This window comes from Amycolatopsis sp. FBCC-B4732, assembly GCF_023008405.1.
Lineage (GTDB): Bacteria > Actinomycetota > Actinomycetes > Mycobacteriales > Pseudonocardiaceae > Amycolatopsis > Amycolatopsis pretoriensis_A.
Genome location: NZ_CP095376.1, coordinates 4,337,107 through 4,359,956, shown reverse-complemented (window position 1 = coordinate 4,359,956; position 22,850 = coordinate 4,337,107). Strand labels below are relative to the sequence as shown.

Sequence of the window (22,850 nt, the reverse complement as noted above, 5' to 3'; positions counted from 1 at the left end):
GTCACCCGCGGACGCTGCGGCAGCTCAAGTGGACGAACGCGATGCTGAAGGTGCTCTCACCGCAGATCCTGACCAGCTGAGCCCGCGCTACCCGTCGTCGCCACCCCGCCGGGCCCGCTCACGCAGGAAGGTCAGCGGGTCGTCGCCCATGCGGTCCAGCGCCCGGTGCCGGATCATCGACGCGATCGCCGCCGCTCCGACGCCCCACACCGCGATCGCCACCACTACCGCCGGGGCCGGGAGGAGCCGGTCCAGGAAGGCCAGGTTCACCGTGGCCACCAGTGCCGCCGTGCGGGCCAGGCCGAAGTACCAGCGGTGGGAGCCGGCCGCGAAGACCCGGGTGCCGAGCAGGTAGATCGTCAGGCCCGCCGTCGTGAACCACGCCGCCGCGTGCGGTGGGGACTCGTGCAGCGACAGGTTCACCCCCGCCGCGATGAGCACCAGTGCGAACGCCGGGGGCAGGTGGCCGCCCGCGTACAGCGAATACGCGAGCGCCGGGTTGCCGCCCGACAGGTCGAGCATCCGCTCGTAGATCCGCGCCGCCGACGTGAAGTACAGCCACCACAGCGCACCGGCCAGCACCAGGCCGCCGACCATCGCCAGCCAGTACGCGAAGTCGTCGGCCGGGCGGTCGAGCGCCGCCGTGCCGACCGTGAACACCAGCTCGCCCAGCAGCAGGATCATGAAGAGCCCGAAGCGTTCGGCGAGGTGCGCCGAGTCGACCGCGAGGTTGGGGTCGTGCGGGGACGAGATGAGCTCACGCCAGCGGGTCGCACGCGAGGGCCGTTCGCCGCGCCGGCGGCGGGGCCGGTCGCCGAGCAGCAGGAACCCCGCCTCCTGGAGCAGGGCGAACACCCAGAACGCCCACGTGTGGGGCGCGAACGCCGAAACCGCGAACAGCACCGCCGAAGCCGTGTAGCCCCAGGTGATCCGGCGCTGGTCGAGCCCTTCTCGCGCGGGCCAGCGGTGCGCGGCCGCCAGGATCACCCGGACCCCGGCCATGGCCAGCGCGAAGATCGCCGGGTGCCCCTCGAAGACGTGGTGCGCCTGCGTGGCCGCGATCGCGCACGGGATGGTGCCGGCGAGCACGAAGAGCCGGTCGGCGGCGCGGCCGTCGTCGCCACGGCGGTTGTAGAGCACGGCGAAGCCGATCCACGTCCACCACAGCGTCGCGAACAGGCCGAGCGCGGCGGCGACCCGCGACCAGTGCGGCTCGGCCACGATGCCGTGCGCCACCTGGCCCACCGCGAACACGAAGACCAGGTCGAAGTACAGCTCGACCCAGCCGACCCGCTTGCCGTGCCCCGCCGCGGCCCCGGCGCTGTCGTCCACATCGGTCACGGCGGCGATTCTGCCGGGTCCGGTGCGGGGCGCCCCACCCGGAGGGGGTGAGAATGAATAACAAACCATTGGAACAATGACCGAGTTCGCCACGAACGGCATTGACCGGCCGTGCGTGGGTAAATCTGCCGACATCGGTTCGCGTAGCTCAGCAACGGCTGGAGCTGCGCGAATACAGCTTGTACGATGTACAAGCAGCGACCGGTGAAACACCAAGAGTTAGCCGGGAAATAATTCGACACCGTCCCTCGCGAAACGCCGTGCGCGGGGTTGACACGGGTGCCGGACGTGATGTTCCCTGCTGGTCGGCTCGATCATCGTCACGTCCTCGCCCGGCCGGGAGAGAGGCATTTCCACCGTTGGCCCGGGACGTCGGTGACCGGCCCTGGGGTCCTCTCCTGTCCGAGTTCGACGTCGGCCGCGCGCGGCTGGGAATCGAGCGGTTCCGCCATGCACGAAAGAACACCCACGCCCCGCCGTCTGGCGGACGCCGCGTGGTGGCCGGCGCACTGGAGCGTGCGCACCAAGATCAGCGTCGTGCTGCTGCTGCCGGTGCTGGTCGCGGTGGCGCTGGCGGAAATCCGGATCCAGGGCGAGCTCGATCGCGCCACGCAGCTGAGCGCGGCCCGCGACCGGCTGCCGGTGCTGCACGACACGATCGGCCTCACCGAGTCGCTGGGCCAGGAGATGGTCGCCGCGGTGGCCGTCCCGGCCGGGGCGCCGAGCGCGATCACCGCCGCGGTGGACGCGAAGGTGGCCGCGATCCAGCGAGACACCGGCTTCGCGCCACTGCCCGGCGACAGCGGCCGCGCGCTGAACACCGCGCTGGGCAAGCTCGCCGGCATCCGCGCGGCCGGCGCCGCGAACGGCGACACCCACACGAAAGCCGCCGGCTACAACGACATCATCGCCACGCTCGGCGACCTCGTGCCCGAGACCGTCCCGGACGACGTCGCCGGCACCGCGGAGGTCGCCCGGGTGCTGGTGCACCTGCGCGCCGAGCTGGCGACCGAGGAGACGTACGTGCGGGCGGCGCTGAACAGCCCCGCCGACGCGTCGCTGCGCCCGGCCGCCATCCAGACCGCCGCGGAGCAGGAAGTGCTCGCGGAACAGGCCGGACACCAGCTCACCGGTCCGCTGCTGGCGCGGTTCAAGACCGCGACGGAGGGCGCCGAAGACCGGCTCGACCCCACCGCGGCGTCGCTCTCGTCGATCGCCAAGGAGACGACCGGCGTGACGGCCGTGCTGAACGACGTCACGGCGAAGCTGGCTTCGGACGTTTCGGCGGCCGCCGACGACGCCCGGTCGGACTCGCTGCGCGACACCGCGCTGGTGCTCGGCGCGCTGCTCGGCGCACTCGCCATCGCGCTGCTGGTGGTGCGTTCGCTGGTCACGCCGGTGCGCCGGCTGCGGGCGGCGGCGCTGCACGCGGCGAACGAGGCGCTCCCGGAAACCGTCCGGCAGGTCCGCGAGGGCACGGAGGTCGATTGGCGCGCGGTACCCGAGGTCGGCGTCCGGACGAACGAGGAGATCGGCCAGCTGGCCAGCGCGTTCGACGACATGCACCGCGAGGCCGTGCGGCTGGCGGTCGAGCAGGCCGACCTCCGCAAGCAGGTCAGCGAAATGTTCATGACGCTGTCGCGGCGGAGCCAGTCGCTGGTGGAGCAGCAGCTGACGATCATCGAGGACCTCGAGTCCGGCGAGCAGGACCCGCGCCGGCTCGACGAGCTGTTCCGCATCGACCACATCGCGACCCGGCTGCGCCGCAACGGCGAGAACCTGCACGTCCTGGCCGGCGGCCGCCCGGTGCGCCACGGCCGCGAGCCGGTGCCGACGCGCGACCTGCTGCGCGCGGCGACCTCGGAGGTCAAGGACTACCGCCGCGTCGCGCTGGGCAACGCCCCGCGTGGTTCGGTCCAGCCGGAGGCGGCCGCGGACGTCGTCCACATCCTGGCCGAGCTGCTGGAAAACGCGACCCGCTTCTCCCCGCCGGAGCACAAGGTCGCCCTGACCGCGGACCGCGGCGCCGACGGCGGCCTCCTCATCGAGGTGGTCGACCAGGGCCTCGGCATGAGCCCGGAGGAACTGACGACGGCCAACGCCCGCCTCGCCGCGGCGGCCACGGTCGGCCCGGAAACGACCCGGCGGATGGGCCTGTTCGTGGTCGGCCGCCTGGCGGCCCTCCACGGCGTGACGGTCCGCTTGCGCGCGACGGCCCCGGGCGTCCGCCACGCGGGTGTGACGGCGAGCGTCCACGTCCCGGGCGCGCTGGTGATCGCGGACCTGGCCCGCCCGATCGGCGCGGGCCGCACGGGAGCGGCGAGGCAGAACGGCCACGCCCGCCCGGTGGCGGTGGTGCCGGCGCAGGCGTCGACGCCGATCTTCGAGCAGGTGGTGACGAGCTGGTTCACCGAGCCGGTGGCGAAACCGGTGAACCGCCGCACGCCGCGCACGGAACCCCCGGCGGTCCCGGCCGGCTGGCCCACCGAGGCGGACGCGGCCACGAACGGCACCGCCGGCACCGGCGAGTGGCCGGTGGTCCCGGACGCGGAGACCGGAGCACGGGCCGATCGCTCCGGAACCGGCGAGTGGCCGGTGGTCCCGGCGGCCGACGTGCCCGGCTCGGGCGAGCGGCCGGCGACCCGGACCGCGGACCGTGCCGGTTCGGCGGACCGTCCCGGTCCGGGTGCGGGGCCGGTGGTCCCGGCCGCGGGTCGCTCCGGTTCGGCGGACCGTCCCGGTTCGGGCGAGCAGGGTGGCGCCGATCGGTCCGGAAGTGGCCAGTGGCCCGCGAGCGCGGCCGCGAGCCCGGATCACACCGGCGAGACAGGCGGTGCCCGGCACGCGGACCACTCCGGTCCGGGCAAGCGCCCCGCCGAGACCGCGGGACGGGCCGACCGCACCGGCTCCGGCGAATGGCCCGCGGCCGCGGCCGCTTCAGCGGACCGGTCCGCGACTCCGGCTGCGGGAGCCGCGGCGCGAGCGGATCGCTTCGGCGCGGAGCCTGCCACCCCGGCCGACCGCTCCGGCGAATGGCCCGCGGCCGCGGGCGCTTCAGCGGACCGGTCCGCGACTCCGGCTGCGGGAGCCGCGGCGCGAGCGGATCGCTTCGGCGCGGAGCCTGCCACCCCGGCCGACCGCTCCGGCGAATGGCCCGCGGCCGCCGCCGCTTCAGCGGACCGGTCCGCGACTCCGGCCGCGGGAACCGCGGCGCGAACGGACCACTCGGGCGCGGAACCGGCCACCCCGGCCGACCGCTCCGGCGAACGGCCCACGATCGCGGCCATCCCAGCCGACCGCACCGGCGAGCGGCCCCCCGCCGCCCAACCCCTGCCGGACTGGTCCAGTCCCGCCGACGAAGCGCGGCACGCTGCGGAAAGCGCTCTCCAGCCCGCCGCCGTGCAGAAACTCAGCTCCGCCGGCCTGCCCACCCGGCGGCCCGGTGCGCAGCTCGCCCCCGGGGCGGCCCTGCCGCGGGTGCGGGAGCCGGACGGGGCGGCGTTCCGGGACGCCACCGCTGTCCGCAACAGCTTGTCCCGGCACTACCAGGGCATGCGCGCGGCCCGGCGGCAGACCGCCGCGAGCGCGGACGAATCCGGAAAGGACGGAGTGGAACCCCGATGACCGAACTCCCCGACGTGCACCAGCGGCGCGTGCCCGGCGCCGAACCGTCGGCGCGGACCTTGGCAGCTTTTCCCGGCACCGTGACGGCGCCCGAACGGACCGCCACGTTGAACTGGCTCATCCACGGCTTCGTCCAGGACGTCTCGGGGGTCGCGCACGCGGTGCTCGTCTCCGCCGACGGGCTGCTCGTCGCGGCCGACGAGTCGCTGCCCCGGGAGCGCGCCGACCAGCTCGCGGCCATCGCCGCCGGGTTGTCGAGCCTTTCGCTCGGGACCGCGGAGCTGTTCACCGCGGGGCGGGTCGTCCAGTCGGTCATCGAGATGGAGCAGGGGTTCCTGCTGCTGATGAGCGTCGGCGACGGCTCGAACCTCGTCGTCCTCGCGTCCACCGGCTGCGACATCGGGCTCGTCGGCTACGAGATGACGATGCTGGTCGAGCGGGTGGGGCGACAGGTCGACGTGCCCGCGCGCGAGATGCCGGTGGGCCAGGACCGGCGGTGACCGGCTACGCAGGCGAAGGGGAGCCACGCCGGAGCCCGGCGCTGGCCCGCCCCTACGCCTGGACCGAGGGCCGGACGGCGCCGTCGGTCGACTTCGCGGTGGAAGCGCTCGTCGAGACGACGGCGGCGGGTCGCGCGGCGGCCGGCTACCAGTCGAGCAGCGCGTTCGACCAGGTCACCGAGCTGTGCCTGCGGCCGCGGTCGCTGATGGAGGTCGCCGCGCTGCTGCGGCTGCCGCTGGGGGTGGTCCGGGTGCTCGTCTCGGACCTGGTGGAAGACGGCATGGTGATCGTCCGCGACACCCTCGGCGAGCACGCCGGCTGGGACGAGCGCCACGACTTGATGGAACGCGTGCTGCACGGTCTGCGTGACCTGTAGAGAGGAACCGACCATGGAACACTTCGCGCTCGGGCACTGGCTGCTCGTGCTCGCCTACCTGACCTCGGTGGTCGGCTGCGCGCTCGGCCTCGCCTGCGCGGTGCAGGCCCGCCACGCGGTGAGCAGCAGGCACCGCCTGCGGTGGCTCGTGCTGGCGGCGATCTCGATCGGCGGCGTCGGCATCTGGCTCATGCACTTCGTGGCCATGCTGGGCTTCAGCACGCCGGGGATGCCGGTGCGCTACGACGTCTTCCGCACGGTGCTGTCGGCGCTGCTGTCGATCGCCGCGGTGTTCGCCGGGCTGGTGGTCGTCGGCGGCCGTGCGAAGTTCGGCTGGTGGCGGCTCGCGCTCGGCGGCGTGATCACCGGCCTCGCCGTCAACGTCATGCACTACACCGGGATGTCGGCCCTGCGCGTGAAGGGCGACTTCGGCTACGACGGCCTCCTCGTCGCGCTGTCGGTGGTGATCGCGATCGTCGCGGCGACGGCGGCGCTGTGGTTCGCCGTCTTCCTCGACCGGCTGTCCCTGCGCCTGCTCGCCGGGTTCGTGATGGGCGCGGCGGTCACCGGCATGCACTACACGGGCATGGCCGCGGTGCGGATGAACATGGACATGTCCGCCCCGGACCCGGCGGGCGTCGAGGTGTTCTCCTTCCTGTTCCCGGTGTTCGTGCTCGCCGCGATCGCGATGGCGGTCCCGCTCTGCGCGGTCCTGATGGCCCCCGCGGTCCGGCCGGAAGGCCCGCGGGAGACGCCGGAACGCCTCCCGCGGGCGGTCATCCTAGAGAACGCACAGCAGTGAACAGGCCTTCGCCGACGACCAGTTCGTGTGCGAAGGCGGCGTCCCCGGCGGAACGTTCACCGGCACGTAGCTCACCTTCGCCTGGTTGGTGATCGGGAACAGGTTCAGCAGCGCGTACGTCGAGCAGTGGACCTGCTGCGACTGCCCGGCGGCGAGGGTGAACGGACCCGTCTGGCACGACGGTTCCACGCTGTCCACCACCTGCGCCGACGTGATGCCGACCGGACCTTCGTTCGTCACCGTGATCCGCCAGTACGCGGTCGCGAACAGCAGACCGAGCAGACCGACGCCGGCCTGTTTCGCCCACGGGCCGGAGCCGCCCGGCCCGCACTTGGCCGCCGTGGCCGAGGTGCAGATCTCCTTCTCCACCTTGACCTTCGGCGTGCACGACGCACCCGGCGCGACCGGCAGCGTCACGGTGTTCGACGTGAACGAGCCCGTCGAATCGGTGCCGGTGGCCGTGTTCGCCACCGACGACACCGCGCAGTCCGCCGCGATCGTCGTGCGGAAGCACAGCTGCGGCGCGTCGCCGGCGTAGCCGACCACCAGCGAGCCGGTGAAGCCCGCCGCGCTGTGCAGCACGAGCGTCGTCGTCACCGTGATCGACGGGTGCGCCGCCACGGAGACGCCGGTGAGATCGACCGAACCGTCCGGGGCGAAGCCGGGCGTCGGCACGACCGCGTTGTCCTGATCGGTCACCGTCACCCGGGACGCGGCGAAGTCGACGTTCGCCGGGTCTACGCCGGTCAGCCGCGCCGCCGTGTAGCCCTGGACGTGACTTCCGCCGTCGCAGTAGAAGTCTCCCGGTTTCAGCGTGACCTGCCCGCCGGACCGGACGCACGGCGTGGCCCCGGTCTCCGGGTCCATCGAGAACAGCACGCCCGCGTCGCCGAGGCCGATGAGGCAGCCCGACGGCGCGTCGTAGGAGTAGCCGTAGTCCCGCGTGGCCCCGCCGTTCGCCGACGGGTGCGTGATCAGGGCCGGCAGCCCCGCGCACGCCGCCCCCGTCGTCCAGTCGTGGCAGACCGCCGCACCCGCGATGCCGCCGTTCCAGACCGGGAGGTAGCTGCGCACGTGACCGTTCGGATCGGTGACGACCTCCGGCGGGAAGGCGTAGACACCACCGCCCAGCGCGGCCGGTCCCGGCGGCGCCGCGAGCGCGGACCCGTCGAGGGCGTAGCACGTCGTGACGTCGGTACCGCCGGTCGTCGTCGCGCACGCGCCCACCGGGGCGCCGCTCGTGCTGAACGCCGTGTAGGAGTTGTAGTTGTAGCTGCCCGCCGGTCCGGTGGGCCGTGCCGACGCCCAGCCGGCGCACGCCGCGGCCGTCGCCGGGTCGAAGCAGCCCAGCGAAGGCTGCTGCGTGGAGCCGGGGTTCGACGTGGACGCGAAGATCTTGCCCGCCACCGGGGACAGCGCGCCGTAGACGTAGGGCTGGTTGGCGGCCGGAACGATCGGCGCGTACGGCTGGCCGCCGCACGCGCTCTGCGTGGCGATGGTCCAGCAGACCACCGCGCCCGAGCTGACCAGGCCGTAGAGGTTGCCGCCGCTCTGCACCAGGCCGGTGATGCTGCTGACCGGCGGCGACCCGCCGACGGCGGCGAGGGCCGAGTAGCCGCAGTTGGCGGAAGCGGCCAGGTCGAGGCAGCCGACGCCGACCGAAGTCGCCGTAACGGCGGGGTAGTAGACCTTCGCAGGCGTGGCGGGGTCGCGCACGTACTGCTCGACCATGGTGCTGGCGATGTCGCCGGCGCCGAGGGTGCCGAGCGGGCCGGACGCGGTGTTGAGCACCTTCGGCCACGGGCCGCCCGGGCAGCGCTGCCCGGTGGCGAGGTCGGTGCAGACCACCTTCGGGGAAGTGGCGCCCAGGTGGTGGTAGATGTTCCACGCCTGCAGCACGCCACCCGGCGTGCGGTACAGGATCGGCGAGAAGCCGTCGCCGCCGGTCGCCGTCGTGACCGCCTGCACGGGCGGGGTGAGGGCGCCGGACAGCTGGGTCGCGTCGGGCCCGGCGTCCGGGTTCGTGGCGCGCACGGCCGTCACGCCGGACGCGGGTTCGGTGCCGGTGAAGGTGCTGCCGTCGGTGGACCACTGCGGGGTCCAGCCGGGCGGGACGTGCAGGGAACCGGACTGGAACGCCTGGCCCGCCCCGACGGCGTCGGTGACGGTCGCGGCGCCCGTCGTCGTCGCGTGGTCGTCGTACCCGATGACCCAGTTCGCCGTCGCGCCGTGGTCGGCGGGGGAACCGGTGCCCTGCACGGACTTCGTCAGCGCGGAAACCGCGGCGGGCGCGGGATCGGCGGCCGCGGGCAGCGGGGCGGCGGTCGCCGCCACGAGCACCAGCGGCAGGAACGCTCCCAGCATGCGTCTTCGCATGAACTGTCCTCGATTCTTTCGCGGTGGAGGTTCCAGGAATCGTTTTCCTGGCCGAAGGAAAAGCCTATGCCGCGGCCACGGTGCGTTGAAGCGCTCTCACCCGGGCGCCGAAAAGGCGATGCCAACAGCGCAATTCGTGGCTTCGGCGCACGCGTGCGTACCTGGTGTGACAAGGTACTTCACGACGCGTGCTCACCCGGATGTCGGCACGGTGTCACTCGTTCGGGTAACGAGGGAATGCTAAGAAACGCGGTTTCCGTCCGGTGGTGAAGATTTATTTTCCGGATGCGCGATCAACCGGATTCGGCGTCGAAGCGGAGTTTCGACGTGATGCGGTACCGGTCGCCGCGGTAGACCGAGCGGGTCAGTTCGACCACGCGGCCGGTCGTGTCGCGGGTCAGCCGTTCGATGTGCAGGATCGGGGCGTACACCGCGATTTCCAGCAGCTCGGCCTGGTCCGGGTTGGTCACGGCCGGCTCGATCGTCTGCACCGCGTCCTGCACGGCGATCCCGAAGCGCTCCCGCAGCAGCCGGTAGAAGTTGCCGGTCTCGAGGTCGGCGGGCAGCAGACCGGGCACGAGATCGGCGGGCAGCGCCAGGCTTTCGATCGCGATCGGCTCGTCGTCGACGTACCGGACCCGGGTGACGCGCAGGACCGGCGTGCCCGGCTCGCACGCCAGTTCGGCGGCGAGCGAGCGGGCCGCCGGTGCCGTGGTGAACGCGACGACCCGGCTGGTCCAGTGCCCTTCCGCGGGCGGGACGGCGAGCCCGGTGGCCAGTTCCTGGGTGACCTTCTGCGGGCTGGTGAACGTGCCGCGGCCGCGCTGGCGCACCAGCAGCCCGGTGCGGGTCAGCTCGTCGATCGCCGCCCGGACGGTCGGGCGCGAGACGCCCAGCTCCGCGGCGAGGTCCCGCTCGGAGGCCAGGCCGGTACCGGGGCCCACGTTCTCGATCACCTTCAGCAGGTGCCGCCGGACGCGGTCGCGCTTCACGGTGGGCGGCCGGTCCGCCGGCTCGCCACCATCGTTTCGGGGGCCCCGGGTGGCGGAGCCCCCGGCCTGGGGTGAAGCCCCGGATGGCTCAGCGGTCAAGGCACCGTCTTTTCGGGTACGGGGACCGCGCCGGCGAACCGGACGCGCTCCTTCGGCAGGGCACCCAGCGCGCGCAGCCGGGTGAGGTGCCCGGCCAGCCGCTGGTGGAAATCAGCATAACCGCGGCCCGGTGGCGACCACGCCCGCTCGGCGAGCGCGCACAGCCGCGGGAAGGCGAGGTGCCGCACGTGGTCGGGGGTCGGCGCGTGCTCGGTCCACAGCTGGGCCTGCGTCCCGAGCACGCCCGGCCGGGTGCCGTCGCTGACCGGGAGCCCACCGGCCAGCGGGTCGAAGCGGTAGACGTCTTCCAGCGTCGTGATGGGTTCGCGCGGCGGCTCGCCCGGCTCCTCGGTCTGCCGGTAGTCGAAGTACGTGGACAGGTGCGGGGCCATCACGACCTGGTGGCCGCGGGCGACGGCGAGCTCGCCGTGTGCGGCGTCGCGCCACGCGGTGACGACCAGTTCGGCGGGCAGCCGGCCGGCGGCGTGGCCGGTCTCGTCCCAGCACACCGCCTGCCTGCCGAGCCCGGCGACCACGCGGTGCAGCTCGCCGAGGAACCACGGGTGCAGCTCGGCGGTGCTGCCCAGCCCGAGTGCGGCGGCTTTCGCCCGCGCGACCGGGTTTTCCGCCCACTGCGTCGTCGGGCATTCGTCGCCGCCGATGTGCAGGTACGGCGCCGGGAAGACGTCCGCGACCTGCGTGAGCACGTCCTCGCAGAAGGCGAACGCGCCGTCGTGGACGCCGAGGATGTCCGGGCTGATGCCCCACTCCGTCCACACCGGGAGCCGCACGCCGGGCCGGTTGCCCAGCTCGGGGTAGGCGGCCAGTGCCGCGCGGACGTGGCCGGGCAGATCGATCTCCGGCACGACCCGCACCCCCCGCGCGGCGGCGAAGGCGACGAGTTCCCGCAGCTCCCGCCGGGTGTAGAAGCCGCCGTGGGGAACGCCGTCGAAGACGCCGCTGCCCGCGGCCCCGACCATCGATTCCGCGCGCCAGGCCCCGACCTCGGTCAGCCGGGGCCACCCGTCGATCTCGATCCGCCAGCCCTGGTCGTCGGTGAGGTGCAGGTGCAGGACGTTGTACTTGTGCAGGGCCAGGAGGTCGACGAACTCGCGCAGGAACTCCAGGGGCAGGAAGTGCCGGGCGACGTCGAGCAGCACTCCCCGCCACGGCAGCCGCGGCGCGTCGCGGATCGTCAGGCATTCGAGCCGGGGGAGCAGCTGGCGGACCGTCTGCACGCCGGCGAGCAGGCCCGCTTCGGTGGACGCGGTGAGGTTCGCTTCTCGCATGGTGACGTCGAGCGCGTATTCCTCGGGCCCGAAACCGGGTGCCAGCGCGAGCCGGATGGCGGGTCCACTGTGGACGACGGGGAGGTCCGCGTACTCGGCGAGCAGCCGGGCGGGTCCGTGCGTGCCCGGTCCGATTTGGACGCCGGTGGGCGTGAAGGAACCGGCGTGGCGGGTCAGCCGCGCGGGGTGGGGGATGACCATCAGCCCTTCACCGCGCCCGCGGTCATGCCCTCGACCAAGTGGCGCTGCACCAGCGCGAAGAAGACGACGACGGGCAGCGCGAACAGCGTCGACGCGGCGATGAGGCCGCCGTAGTCGGTGCCCGTGCTGGTGCTGAACGAAACCAGCCAGACCGGCAGCGTGTAGCCCGAGCTGTCCTTCATGATCACGTAGGCGAACAGGAAGTCGTTCCACGCGGTGATGAACGCGAACACGCTGGTCGCGATCAGCCCGGGGAGCACGAGCGGCAGCAGGACCGAGCGCATGACGCGCCCGCGCGTCGCGCCGTCGACCATCGCCGCTTCCTCCAGTTCGACGGGGATGCCGTGCAGGAACCCGCGCAACGTCCAGATGGTGAACGGCAGCACGAGCGCCACGTACGTGAGCACGAGGCCGAACAGCGTGTCGAGCAGGTGCGCGCTCTTGAGGCCGAGGAACAGCGGGATGACGAGCGCGGGCACGGGGACCATCTGCAGCACCAGCACGCCGACGAGGAAGCTGCGGCGGCCGAAGAACCGGAACCGGGTCAACGCCGTCGCCGCGAGGAAGGCGACCACGATGGACAGCGCGACGACGGCGACGACGACCACGACGCTGTTGAGGAGGTCCTGGACGAACCCCGGCTTGGCGAGCGCGCCGGCGAAGTTGTCGAAGGTGACGTCGAAGGGCAGGAACTCCGGTGTGGGGCTGAGGATCTTGCCCGCCGGCTTGAACGCCGTGAGCACCATCCAGTACACCGGGAAGATCCAGACGAGGCAGAAGACGGCGGCTGCGGCGTTTCGGCCCACCCGGCGGATCACAGGTCCTCCCCGGACCGGACGAGCCGGCGCACGTACACCGCGGTCATCCCGACGAGCAGCGCGACGGAGACGACGGCGATCGCCGCGCCTTGGCCGAAGTCGTTGCGGCTGAAGGCACGGGTGAACGTCCAGATGCCGAGCGTCGTGGTGCCGCTGTCCGGGCCGCCCTGGGTGAGGATCCAGATCTGGTTGAACACGGTGAAGTCCCAGATGACCGAGAGGATGGTGACCAGGCCGAGGATCGGCTGCAGGAACGGCAGCGTGATCGTGCGGTGCGCCCGCCACGCCCCGGCGCCGTCGAGCGCGGCGGCTTCGTAGTAGGACTGCGGGATCTGCGAAAGCCCGGCGTAGAGCGTGAGCGCGACGAACGGCACCGACTGCCAGACGACGAGCAGCCACACCAGGGTGAACGCCGACGCCGGCGACGTCGTCCAGTCGTGCTGGGTGAAGTCCCCGAAACCGAGCTGGGTCAGCAGCCAGTTCACCACGCCGTACCCGGGCTGGAAGAGCCACTGCCAGACCAAAGTGGACGCCACGTTCGGCAGGGCCCACGCGGCGATCAGGCACAGCGTCACCGCCGTGCGCATCCCGCGGCCCAGCTTGCGCAGCATCAACGCGACCCCGAAGCCGATGAGGAGCGTGCCGAGCACCAGCGCGACGCAGAACCCGATGCTGCGGGCGAGCACCGGGAGCAGCTGGTCGTCGCCGAGGACGGCGGCGTAGTTGTCCCAGCCCGCGAAGCCCGTCGTGCCGGTGAACAGCGACCGCAGACCGTACTGCTGCAGGGAGATGACGACCAGCCGCAGCAGCGGGTAGCCGAGCACCAGCCCGAGCAGCGCGGTCGCGGGCAGGAGCAGGCCGTACGGCAGCAGGGACCGGCGCCGCCGGGGCGCCGCCGGTCTTTCCGGCGCGCGCGGCCGCGCTTTCACGAGCAACACGGGGACTCCTTGTCGGAAGCGGAAAAGGGGCGGGGCGGCCCGGCGGGGACGGCGGTCGGCCGGGCCACCCCGCCGGTCAATGGGCGTTCAGCGCTTCGGTGAGGTGGGCGTCGAAGTCCTGGGCCGCCTGGGCGATCGGCTTGCGCCCGGTCGCGATGTCGGCGAAGAAGGTGTTGATCGACTTGTCACTCTCGATGGTCGCCCAGCCCGGCGCGGCCGGCGTCGCGACGCTCGTCTTGGCCGCGGTGGCGAACGCGGCGTTGAGCGGCGGGAGCGCCGGCGTGACCTGGTCGATCAGCTCGGTCGAGATCGGGGTCCAGCCGTCGATGCCGGAGATCGCTTCGCGCTGCACGGCCGGGTCGGTGGCCGCCTTGACGTAGGCGAGCGCGAGGTCCTGGTTGCGGCTCTTGGCCGCGATCGCCAGATCGGACCCGCCGAGGAACACCGGCTGCGTCTTGCCGGGCGTGGCGCTGGGGAAGGGGAACGTGCCCAGCCGGTCCTTGAGCTCCGGCTTGTTCTTGACCACGGTGTTGACGCTCGTGTCGAGGATCGCCGCCGCGCCGCCGGCGGAGAAGATCGCGGCCTGGTCGGGTGCCTTGGTGTCGACGTTGCGGGACGCGGCGGAGGAGTAGGCGTTCTGGAAGTCCTTCCAGGACTGCAACCCTCGCTGCGCCTCGGGGCTTTCGAGGGCACCGGCCCACTTGCCGTCCTTCTGCACGGCGATCTGGCCGCCGGCGTCCCAGACGAACTGCAGCGCGCCGAACCAGTACTTGCCGGGGAAGTGGAAGACCGAGTAGTCCGGCGCGGGGTGTTTGGCCTTGATCTTGTCGAGCGCGGCGGTGAGTTCGGCGTAGGTCTTGGGCGGGGCGGTGACGCCGGCGTCGGCCCAGACCTGCTTGTCGTAGATCACCGACCGGTTGCCCGCGAACAAGGGTGCGCCGTAGACGTGATCGTCCACAGTGGCCGGACCGATCAGGCCGGGCAGCCAGGTCTGGCCCTGGGACAGCTCGGCGCGGTGCGGGGTGAGGTCGGTGAGTGCGCCGTTGGCGGCGAACAGCGGGACGTTCGTGTTGCCGATCTCGATGACGTCCGGCGTGGTGTCCTGCGCCAGCGCGGTGCTGATCTTGGTGTTGATGTTGTCCCATTCCTGGATCTGGACGGTGACCTTCGCGCCGGTGGCCTTCTCGAACGCGGCGGTGATCGCCGCGGTGGCCTTGTCGCTCAGGTCGCCGTTCATCAGCCAGACGGTCAGGGTGCCCCCGCCGGCGGCGGGAGCGGGGGTATCGGTGCCGCAGGCACCGGCGGTCAGGGCGGCGACGGCCAGTGCGGCGGCGAGGATGCGTCTGCGCATGGGGATTCCCGGGAGGCGTGGGTGGGTGCGGTGCAGGTCGTCGTGAGTGTTCAGAGCGGTTTTAACCGCCCCGAACACTCACGACGGGGTGGGGGTCAGCAGTGGCCGAGGTCGGCCCACTGGGCGGTGAGGCCGGGCTCGGAGCCCTGGGTCCACCAGTTCGCCTGCCAGAGGTGGGCGCTGTGCTTCACGCGCTGCCCGCCGAGGTACACCGTGCCCCAGTCCCATTCCGGCGCCGTCGAGCAGTCGGCGGGCTGGGACGGCGTGGTCGGGGTCGTGGGCGTCGTCGGGGTGGTCGGCTTGGTGGTCGTGGTCGCCGGCGGGCCGGTCGGGGTGGTGCACCCGGTGACGGTGTCCACATGGGACGTTCCGGCGGTCCGGTACTGCGCGGCTTTGGCGGTGGCGTCGGAAGGCGCGACGACCTGGTTGCCCGCGTAGTAGGTCCAGTCCACCTGCTCGGTGTAGACGCTGTTCCCGCTCGTGTGGCCCGCGGTGTCGATGAACCACATGTTGTAGTTGATCGACATCGGCGTCCGCGGGTAGACGGGGTTCCCTTGGGCGTCGGTGGTGTGGTCGGCGGTCAGGACGCCGTCGATGTAGTACTTGACGTGCCCGCCGGAGACCTGCGTGACGATGTCGTGCCAGCCGGCCAGGCTGCGGTTCTGCGCGGTGGACGTGCGCAGGCCGTCCCAGGTCGGGTTGTTCCAGTAGGTGTACCAGCTGGTCTGGTAGTTCGCCTGCGAGCCGCCCCAGCCGCCGTTGGGGAGGTATTCGGAGAAGTCCAGCTCGCTGTAGAGCGGGTCGCGGTCGTACCGCAGCGGCGAGATCGTGAAGTAGGTTTCGTTGACGTGGTCGCCGTCGGTACCGCTGTCCGGCGCGTCGGTGAAGCGCACCCGGCTGGCGTACGTACCTTCGAAGAACCGCAACTGGTTCTGGTACATCTCGGCGTGCGTGGTGCCGTTCGCGGTGCCGTCGGTGGAGGCGTTGAGCTGCGCGACGCGTTCGCCGTTGACGGTGGGGAAGCTGACGTTGCCGGTCAGCCACCGCGCGCCGGGCACACCGGGGCTGCCGACGTCGTTGCGGGTCGTCCACCCGGCCCCGCTGAAGGCGGAGTCGGTGGGCGAGGCGTAGTGGAAGTCGTCGAAGAGCACACCACAATCGGCTGCCGCGGCGGCCGCAGGAGCGGCGTCGGCCCCACCGGAGAGGATGAGGGCGGTCGCGGCCACGGTGGCCAGGCTGGTGAGGGCTGCGGTGGTGGTCCGGGTGGTACGGGACATGGGTCTCCTCCTGGGATGCCGTCCGCGGGGAGGCCGATTGGTCTAGACGAATCGGGTGGCCAGTACCTTCCTCTTGACCATTGGTCATGTCAATAAGGTGATGGAACTTACCTTTGGTAATTTCCGGGCTGGGCACTTGTTGGCGGACATGATCACCTGGTCGCTGAGGTTGGCCGTGGTTCACCGGAGGGCGCCGGGTCCGCGTGCGACCCTCGCCACGAGATGTTCCAGAGGCGACGACCGGTGCTGGAGCCTCAGCGTGGGCCTGTGATGGCCTCACCCTCGGGTAAGCCGCCAAGTGCCTGGCGATCACCCGGCCTGCTCGGTGGTGATGGTCTCGTTAGACTCCGGAATGAGTTCTGCTGCTTGGTTCGGCCGGTGTGCCGACCGGCTTGTCGTCGCCCGGCTTGAAGAATGCCAGCCGTTGCCGAATAGCGGCGCAGCGACGCTCGAGCTGGCATACTCGGCAGGTGACCGACTCTTCTCAGCTTCCGCTCTTCCCCGGGGCGGATCCGAACCCGCTGTCTTCCGCTGTGGACTCGCGTGCGCGAGCTATCGGCTGGAAGCGAAACAGCTTTATTCGCCATCCTGCACCGCAGGATCGCATGTCGAAAACGGGGTCGTACCGATTGTCGATACCGCGAGGTGACACGGCGGAGCCGTCAGATGAGCTGAGGGACGTAGTTAGCTGGATATACGGAATCCCGGAAGGTCGGGAGAGGTTCCGCTGGGCGTTGCGCGACTCGCTCGATGAGCTGATGGATGGTCAGCGAACTGGCCGCTGGTGTTATCAGCACTTGTCCAAACCTGAAAAGACCCACCTTGGTACTTCTGTCGAAGTGAACCTCACCAAAGAATTCGGGATCGACCCGGGTGAGGACCTTGACTGGCGTATTGCTGGAATCGACCTGGACTGCAAGTTCTCCCGGGATCTTGGTGGCTGGGAGATACCCATGGAGATGTACATTTGTCCCGACCATGGTTCAAGATCAGGCAAAGCTGATCAAATCGCCATGCTCGTCTGGCTCGATGATGATCGCAGCGAGTGGGCGGCAGGGCTCATGAGGATCACCGATCAACGCCTGGGCTGGCGGAAGAGGAAGAACTCTGACGAGCGTGAGCGTGGCTACAACAGGGACAACAAGCGTAAGATCGATCGATCCAGCTTTCAGCACATATTCTGGCTTTGGGGCGGAGTTCAGTCAGATTTGCCAACTAACCTGCTGCTGCATCTTGATGCAGGGTGCCGTGACCGGATATTGAAGGATGGTTCTGGTCAGGCGCGGGTGAATCAGCTCTTCCGGGAGGTGACGGGGAGAATTATAAATCGATACACTGTACTTACCGTGGCTCAGCAAGACGATTCGCCGAAGCGGGTACGGGACGCCAGGAGTAACCTTAAGAATGAGGGTTACGTCATCCTTGGCCACGAGAGCGCTCATAAGAAAGTTGCGGATCGACTCGGACTTCAAGCACCAGTAAAAGGTGAATGGCTGTCGGCGCGTCTCACTCGAGTGGAGTCGTATGGTGACCGTCCGAGTGTCTGCTTGGGGCATCACAACTGGGCTGTCGCTCGCGAGGGCGAGAATATGTTCGCTGCGCCGCCTGAAAATGGCCTGAAAGAACTGCCAATACCGGATTTGACGGGGTTCAAGGAGTAGCACTCGCTCCTGTGTGGCCTGAAGGATCGGCCCGTGCGTTTCTGCTCAGGGTGAACAAATTGGCGGGGGCTGCCGCCGTATTCGTCTGCAGGACTTCGGCCAAGGCGTGCCTGTGGTGTGCAGCGGCCGGGGGTGTTGTTCCAAGGGTGCGTCGTATGGTCGCTAGCCGGCGAGCGGGGCGCGCGAGGTGACATTGAGTGCTTAACTTGTCACGCACTGCGCCTTCACTGAAGGGTTCACCTCCTATGTCGGCGGCTCCGAATCGTAGGATCGCTGTCTCGGTGTGTCTGACGAGCTGTCTTCCTGAGTGCTGGAGCTAGGTCACGAGCGGTTCTCAGTACTCAGCCACGGTCACAACCTCGTCGCAGATATTGTCAACAATTTCATCGACGATTAGTGTGCGACCATCAAGCATGCGAAGCGACGAGGACTGACCTTGATCATCGACTGCCACGGCCACTACACCACCGCACCGCCCGCGCTCGCGGCGTGGCGCGACCAGCAGATCGCCGCACTGGACGGCTCCGCGACCGCGCCCCTGCGCGCCGACCTGCGGATCAGCGACGACGAGCTGCGCGAGACCATCGAGCCGAACCAGCTGAAGCTGATGGACGAGCGCGGGATCGACCTGACGATCTTCTCGCCCCGCGCGTCGTTCATGGCCCACCACGTCGGCGGCTTCGAGACGTCGGCGGAGTGGGCCGCCATCTGCAACGAGCTCTGCCACCGCGTCAGCGCGCTCTACCCGGACCGCTTCGCGCCCGCGGCGATGCTCCCGCAGTCCCCGGGCGTCGACCCGGCCACCTGCCTCCCCGAGCTGACCCGCTGCGTCGAGGAGTACGGCGCCGTCGCGCTGAACCTCAACCCGGACCCGAGCGGCGGCCACTGGACGGCCCCGCCGCTCACCGACCGGTCGTGGTACCCCGTCTACGAAAAGATGGTCGAATACGACATCCCGGCCATGGTGCACGTCTCCACCAGCGTCAACCCCGCGTTCCACACGACCGGCGCGCACTACCTCAACGCCGACACGACCGCGTTCATGCAGCTCGTGCAGGGCGACCTGTTCACCGACTTCCCGACGCTGCGGCTGGTCATCCCGCACGGCGGCGGCGCGGTGCCCTACCACTGGGGCCGGTTCCGCGGCCTCGCGATGGCGCTGGGCAAGCCGGAGCTCGAGGAACACGTGCTGGGCAACGTCTTCTTCGACACCTGCGTCTACCACCAGCCGGGGTCGGACCTGCTCTTCGACGTCATCCCGGCACGCAACATCCTCTTCGCGTCCGAGATGATCGGTGCGGTCCGCAGCGTCGACCCGCGCACCGGCCACCACTTCGACGACACCCGCCGCTACGCCGAAGCCTCGCGACTGTCCGAAACGGACTGGGCGGCGATCCGGGAACACAACGCCCGCACCGTCTACCCGCGCCTGGACGCCCTGCTGAAGGGTCAAGGCCGGTGACCGCGCCGAAGACGCCGGGCTGGCTGGACTGGTACGCCGGCCCGTCCACACCGGACTTCACGCTGCCGCCGGGCGCGGTCGACGCCCATTGCCACGTTTTCGGCCCGCAGGCGGAGTTCCCGTTCGCGCCCGAGCGCAAGTACACCCCGTGCGACGCGAGCAAGGACCAGCTCTTCGCGCTGCGCGACCACCTCGGCGTGTCCCGCAACGTCATCGTGCAGGCCACCTGCCACGGCGCCGACAACTCCGCGATGCTCGACGCGGTCCGGGCGGCCGGCGGGCGGGCACGCGGCGTCGCGACCGTGCGGCCGGACATCGGGGAAGCGAAACTGCGCGAGCTTCACGCGGCGGGCGTCCGGGGCGTGCGCTTCAACTTCGTCAAACGGCTGGTGGACGCCGCGCCGACGGCAGACCTCGCCGCGATCGCGAAGAAGATCGCCCCGCTCGGCTGGCACGTCGTGCTGTACTTCGAAGCCGCCGACCTGCCCGGGCTGGAAGACTTCTTCGGCACGCTGCCCGTCCCGCTGGTGATCGATCACATGGGACGACCGGACGTCACGAAACCTGTGCAGGGCAAGGAGTTCGGCCGGTTCCTGGAGTTCGCCGAGCGCAACGACGTCTGGGTGAAGGTGAGCTGCCCCGAGCGGCTCACCGTGACCGGGCCCCCGGCGCTCGACGGTGAACGGCACGCCTACACCGACGTCGTCCCGTTCGCCCGCCGCGTCGTGACCGAGTTCCCCGACCGGGTGCTGTGGGGGACCGACTGGCCGCACCCGAACCTCAAGAACCACATGCCCGACGACGGGCTCCTCGTCGACCACGTCCCGCTGATCGCGGAAACCGCGGAAGCGCGGCGGAAGCTGCTCGTCGACAACCCGATGCGCCTCTACTGGCCCGGCGAAACCGCCTGAAACCCCTGAAGGGCATGCAATGCAGCACGCCAACGCGCTCAACCGGCTGAACCGCCTGCCGATCTCGCGCTTCCACAAGCTCACCCTGATAGCCGTCTCGTTCGCGTACTTCTTCGAGTTCGCGGACATCAACAGCTTCGCCACGACCGCGCCCAAGCTCATCAAGCTCTGGGGTGTGACGGTCAACCAGGTCGCCTACGTGACCTCGCTGTCGTTCGTGGGGATGTTCTTCGGCTCGATCGTCGCGAGCACGCTCGCCGACCGCTGGGGCCGGAAGAACGCTCTCATGTGGACCACCGTCTGGTTCGGGATTTTCTCTTTTGCCGCAGTTTTTTCCTGGGACATCGTGTCGCTGGGCGTGTTCCGCGTCCTCACTTCGGCCGGCCTCTCGGCGATGACCGTCGTCGCGGTCATCTACGTCAACGAGCTCTACCCGGCGGCCAACCGCGGCAAGTACCAGGCTTACGCGATCGTGATCGGCATCTGCGGCACGCCGGTGACCAACCTGATCGCGAGTGTCGTCGTGCCGCTCGGGAACTGGGAGTGGCGGCTGGTCTACCTGTGGGGCGCGCTCGGCGTCCTGCTCGTGCTGTTCACCCGGCAGCTGAAGGAATCGCCGCGCTGGTACGAAAGCCGGGGCGAGCACGCGAAGGCCGATGCGGTGCTGCGCGAGATCGAGACGCTCGTCGCGGCCGACAAGGGCCCGCTGCCGGAGCCGGCGCCGCCGATCGAGGAAGCCCCGGTGGCCAAGGCGCCGCTGCGGTTGCTGCTGCGCAAGAAGTACCTGCTGCCGACGCTGCTGCTCACGGTCCTGTGGGTCACGCAGACGATCGGGTTCTTCGGGTATTCGAGCTGGGCGCCGACGTTGCTGGCCAAGGAAGGCTTCAGCGTCGAGAAGTCGGTGTTTTACGTGGCGCTGACGACGATCGGCGCGCCGCTGGGGTCGTACCTGGCGGCTCTCGTCACCGACCGCTTCGAGCGCAAGTGGTGCCTGGTCGCGTTCGGCGGGATCATCGCGCTGTGCGGCCTGTTCTACGGGCTGACGTTCAACCCGGTCCTGATCGTGGTCTTCGGCTTCCTGGTCAACATGTTCGAGCGCGGCTACACGGCACTCGGGTACGCGTATTCGCCGGAGCTGTTCGACACCCGCGGCCGGTCGCTGGGCACGGGCGTGTCGTACGGCCTCGGCCGCTTGTCCAACGCGGCCGGCCCGCTGATCGTGGCGTCGCTGTACAACGGCAGCGGCTACCAGAGCGTGTTCTTCTTCATCGCGGGAACGTGGCTGGTCGGCGCGGTGGTGCTGGCGCTGTTCGGCCCGCGGACACGCCAGGCCCGCCTCAAGTCGACCGCCGCCGAACCCGCCGGCGTCTGACGGCGGGGCGACCTCCTACCGTGCGGTCCGGCGGGAGCGTCAGCGCAGGTCAGGCGGCCTGCGGGACCGTCGGTACCATCGCCGTCCGCCGGACCAGCGCGACCATCGCCGTCAGGACGCCGCCGAGCCAGGGGCCGAACACCGCACCGAGGCGGCGGTCGGCAGCGAAGGCGTCCGAACCTGTCAACAATCCTGTGAACCAGCTATGAACCGAAGCTGGTCCCGAGCCGCGGCGGCAACGTCGGCCCGGACGTCGAGTTCCCCGAGCATCTCGGCAGCGGCGGCCATCTCGGCGGTGCGGCGGACGGCGTGCCGGTAGGAGCCGGTGACGAGCCGATCCACGGTGCCCGCGCCGGCGGCGGTCAGTTCCCCGACGATGACGTCACGCAGCCAGTCCTCACAGCCGGCGGCGCGCGCGGCCTGAAGCGCTTCGACCACGGCGGCGGACATGCCTTTGAAGAAGACGCTGCGGAGCAGCTTCCGCTCGGCGGCGACCCCGGCCTCCCCGGGGAGCACGTCGACCGCGGCCCCGAACCCGTTCAAGGTGGCGGCGACGGCTTCGGCGGCCTTTCCGCTGGTCAGCATGGGAACGCTCAGACCTCGGCCGGGGACCGGAGCCATGATCGCAACGTCGGCGAAGGCGACGCCGTGCTCGGCGGCAAGGTCGGCCAGCCGGCGTTTGGTGCCGGGGGAGGCGGTGTTCAGATCGGCCCAGACCGCGCCGGGCCTCAATCCGGCGAGCCCGGCACGCAGGGCGTCGAGCGCTGCGGACGCGCTGTTGACGCTCAGGACGAGATCGGCCTCGTCGGCAGCTTCGGCTTCCGACCCGGTGAGGATGACGCCCGCAATGGCGGCGCTGGCACCCGCCTCGCTGGCGGTGGCGCCCAGTCGGCTGGTGGTGATGCCTGCCGGGGCGGCACTGGCACCTGCTCCGCTGGCAGTGGCACCTGTCGTGTCGGTAGTGGCGCCGGGCCTGCTGGTGGTGATGTCCGGCGGAGCGGTAGTGGCACCTGCTCCACCGGCAGTGGTACCTGCCGGGTCCGTGGTGGCGCCCGGCTTGCTGGTGGTGCTCGCCGGGGCGGTACTGGCCTCCGCTCCGTTGGCGGCGGCCCCTGGTGCGCTGGCGAGTGCGGCGGCGCCCGTCCTGCTGGCGGTGACGGCCGCTGGGTCGGTGACAGCCCCTGTCGTGTCGGCGAAGGCACCCGGGACGGCGGCCGTGGCGCCCAGCTCGGGGGCGGCCGTGTCGCTCGATCCGCTGGTGGCGATGCCTGCCGAGGCGGCAGTGACCGCCGGGTCGTATGCGCGCACCACCGCTCCGGCGGCCGCCAGGTCGCGGGCCAGATGGCCGCCTGCTTCACCCAATCCGAGTACCGCGATGGTTCCGGGCATAGCAGAATCCTCCTTGCCAGCTACGATCGAGTACACGATGTGCTCGACAAAATTGTCAACAAAATCGGAG

At 70.6% G+C, this 22,850-nt stretch carries 18 protein-coding genes; 8 read left to right on the top strand and 10 right to left on the bottom strand.

The genetic code is table 11. The features are described 5' to 3' along the window. Nucleotides 1-87 precede the first annotated feature (87 nt). Nucleotides 88-1,341: a low temperature requirement protein A gene (locus MUY14_RS19005; RefSeq protein ID WP_247024347.1), complete on the bottom strand. Its 1,254-nt coding sequence runs from the start codon at nt 1,339-1,341 to the stop codon at nt 88-90. 450 nt (nt 1,342-1,791) lie between these two features. Here MUY14_RS19005 and MUY14_RS46945 point away from each other — a divergent pair, with 450 nt between their 5' ends. Genes MUY14_RS46945 through MUY14_RS18985 form a run of 4 tightly spaced genes read left to right on the top strand, consistent with a single transcriptional unit; the run spans nt 1,792 to nt 6,644 of the window. Beyond that, entirely contained in the window at nt 1,792-4,965 is a 3,174-nt protein-coding gene (locus MUY14_RS46945; RefSeq protein WP_281506317.1) for an ATP-binding protein, read from the top strand. Continuing rightward, a complete protein-coding gene (locus MUY14_RS18995; RefSeq protein ID WP_247025170.1) occupies nt 4,962-5,465 on the top strand; it encodes a roadblock/LC7 domain-containing protein in 504 nt (167 codons plus the stop codon). The genes MUY14_RS46945 and MUY14_RS18995 overlap by 4 nt, the downstream gene beginning before the upstream one ends. Next, nucleotides 5,462-5,842 carry a DUF742 domain-containing protein gene (locus tag MUY14_RS18990; RefSeq protein WP_247024346.1) on the top strand — a complete coding sequence of 127 codons (381 nt, stop codon included), beginning with the start codon at nt 5,462-5,464 and terminating at the stop codon, nt 5,840-5,842. Before MUY14_RS18995 ends, MUY14_RS18990 begins: the two co-directional genes overlap by 4 nt. Before the next feature lie 13 nt (nt 5,843-5,855). Continuing rightward, nucleotides 5,856-6,644, top strand: a complete 789-nt coding sequence (locus MUY14_RS18985; RefSeq protein ID WP_247024345.1) for an MHYT domain-containing protein — start codon at nt 5,856-5,858, stop codon at nt 6,642-6,644. Here the strand turns inward: MUY14_RS18985 and MUY14_RS18980 are convergent. From MUY14_RS18980 to MUY14_RS18950, 7 genes are all read right to left on the bottom strand, one after another. Further along, nucleotides 6,624-9,020 carry a hypothetical protein gene (locus MUY14_RS18980; protein ID WP_247024344.1) on the bottom strand — a complete coding sequence of 799 codons (2,397 nt, stop codon included), beginning with the start codon at nt 9,018-9,020 and terminating at the stop codon, nt 6,624-6,626. The genes MUY14_RS18985 and MUY14_RS18980 overlap by 21 nt on opposite strands. A gap of 293 nt (nt 9,021-9,313) precedes the next feature. After that, complete coding sequence (locus MUY14_RS18975) at nt 9,314-10,012, bottom strand: GntR family transcriptional regulator (RefSeq protein WP_247024343.1); 699 nt, start codon at nt 10,010-10,012, stop codon at nt 9,314-9,316. Between the two features lie 95 nt (nt 10,013-10,107). After that, nucleotides 10,108-11,601, bottom strand: a complete 1,494-nt coding sequence (locus tag MUY14_RS18970) for a beta-N-acetylhexosaminidase (protein WP_247024342.1) — start codon at nt 11,599-11,601, stop codon at nt 10,108-10,110. Continuing rightward, on the bottom strand, nt 11,601-12,419 hold the full coding sequence (locus MUY14_RS18965) for a carbohydrate ABC transporter permease (protein WP_247024341.1): 819 nt from the start codon (nt 12,417-12,419) through the stop codon (nt 11,601-11,603). The genes MUY14_RS18970 and MUY14_RS18965 overlap by 1 nt, the downstream gene beginning before the upstream one ends. After that, the gene (locus tag MUY14_RS18960) at nt 12,416-13,357 is read right to left on the bottom strand and encodes a carbohydrate ABC transporter permease (protein WP_247024340.1); all 942 of its coding nucleotides are present in this window, start codon (nt 13,355-13,357) and stop codon (nt 12,416-12,418) included. The genes MUY14_RS18965 and MUY14_RS18960 overlap by 4 nt, the downstream gene beginning before the upstream one ends. A 76-nt stretch (nt 13,358-13,433) precedes the next feature. Further along, on the bottom strand, nt 13,434-14,708 hold the full coding sequence (locus MUY14_RS18955) for an extracellular solute-binding protein (protein ID WP_247024339.1): 1,275 nt from the start codon (nt 14,706-14,708) through the stop codon (nt 13,434-13,436). Nucleotides 14,709-14,803: 95 nt separating this feature from the next. Beyond that, nucleotides 14,804-15,985, bottom strand: coding sequence for a carbohydrate-binding protein (locus tag MUY14_RS18950; protein ID WP_247024338.1), 1,182 nt, complete (start codon nt 15,983-15,985; stop codon nt 14,804-14,806). Between the two features lie 470 nt (nt 15,986-16,455). On the opposite strand from MUY14_RS18950, the gene MUY14_RS18945 reads away from it, so the two are divergent. From MUY14_RS18945 to MUY14_RS18930, 4 genes are all read left to right on the top strand, one after another. Further along, nucleotides 16,456-17,646, top strand: coding sequence for a NaeI family type II restriction endonuclease (locus MUY14_RS18945; RefSeq protein WP_247024337.1), 1,191 nt, complete (start codon nt 16,456-16,458; stop codon nt 17,644-17,646). 436 nt (nt 17,647-18,082) lie between these two features. Next, entirely contained in the window at nt 18,083-19,108 is a 1,026-nt protein-coding gene (locus MUY14_RS18940) for an amidohydrolase family protein (RefSeq protein WP_247024336.1), read from the top strand. Further along, nucleotides 19,105-20,019: an amidohydrolase family protein gene (locus MUY14_RS18935; RefSeq protein WP_247024335.1), complete on the top strand. Its 915-nt coding sequence runs from the start codon at nt 19,105-19,107 to the stop codon at nt 20,017-20,019. Before MUY14_RS18940 ends, MUY14_RS18935 begins: the two co-directional genes overlap by 4 nt. 19 nt (nt 20,020-20,038) lie before the next feature. Further along, nucleotides 20,039-21,391, top strand: coding sequence for an MFS transporter (locus MUY14_RS18930; protein ID WP_247024334.1), 1,353 nt, complete (start codon nt 20,039-20,041; stop codon nt 21,389-21,391). A 49-nt stretch (nt 21,392-21,440) separates the two neighbouring features. Here MUY14_RS18930 and MUY14_RS18925 read toward each other — a convergent pair whose 3' ends face one another. Together MUY14_RS18925 and MUY14_RS18920 are read right to left on the bottom strand one after the other, a co-directional pair. Next, nucleotides 21,441-21,578 (bottom strand): hypothetical protein, encoded by a 138-nt coding sequence (locus MUY14_RS18925; RefSeq protein ID WP_247024333.1) that lies wholly within the window; start codon nt 21,576-21,578, stop codon nt 21,441-21,443. Beyond that, complete coding sequence (locus MUY14_RS18920) at nt 21,575-22,780, bottom strand: DUF1932 domain-containing protein (protein ID WP_247024332.1); 1,206 nt, start codon at nt 22,778-22,780, stop codon at nt 21,575-21,577. Before MUY14_RS18920 ends, MUY14_RS18925 begins: the two co-directional genes overlap by 4 nt. Nucleotides 22,781-22,850 lie beyond the last annotated feature (70 nt).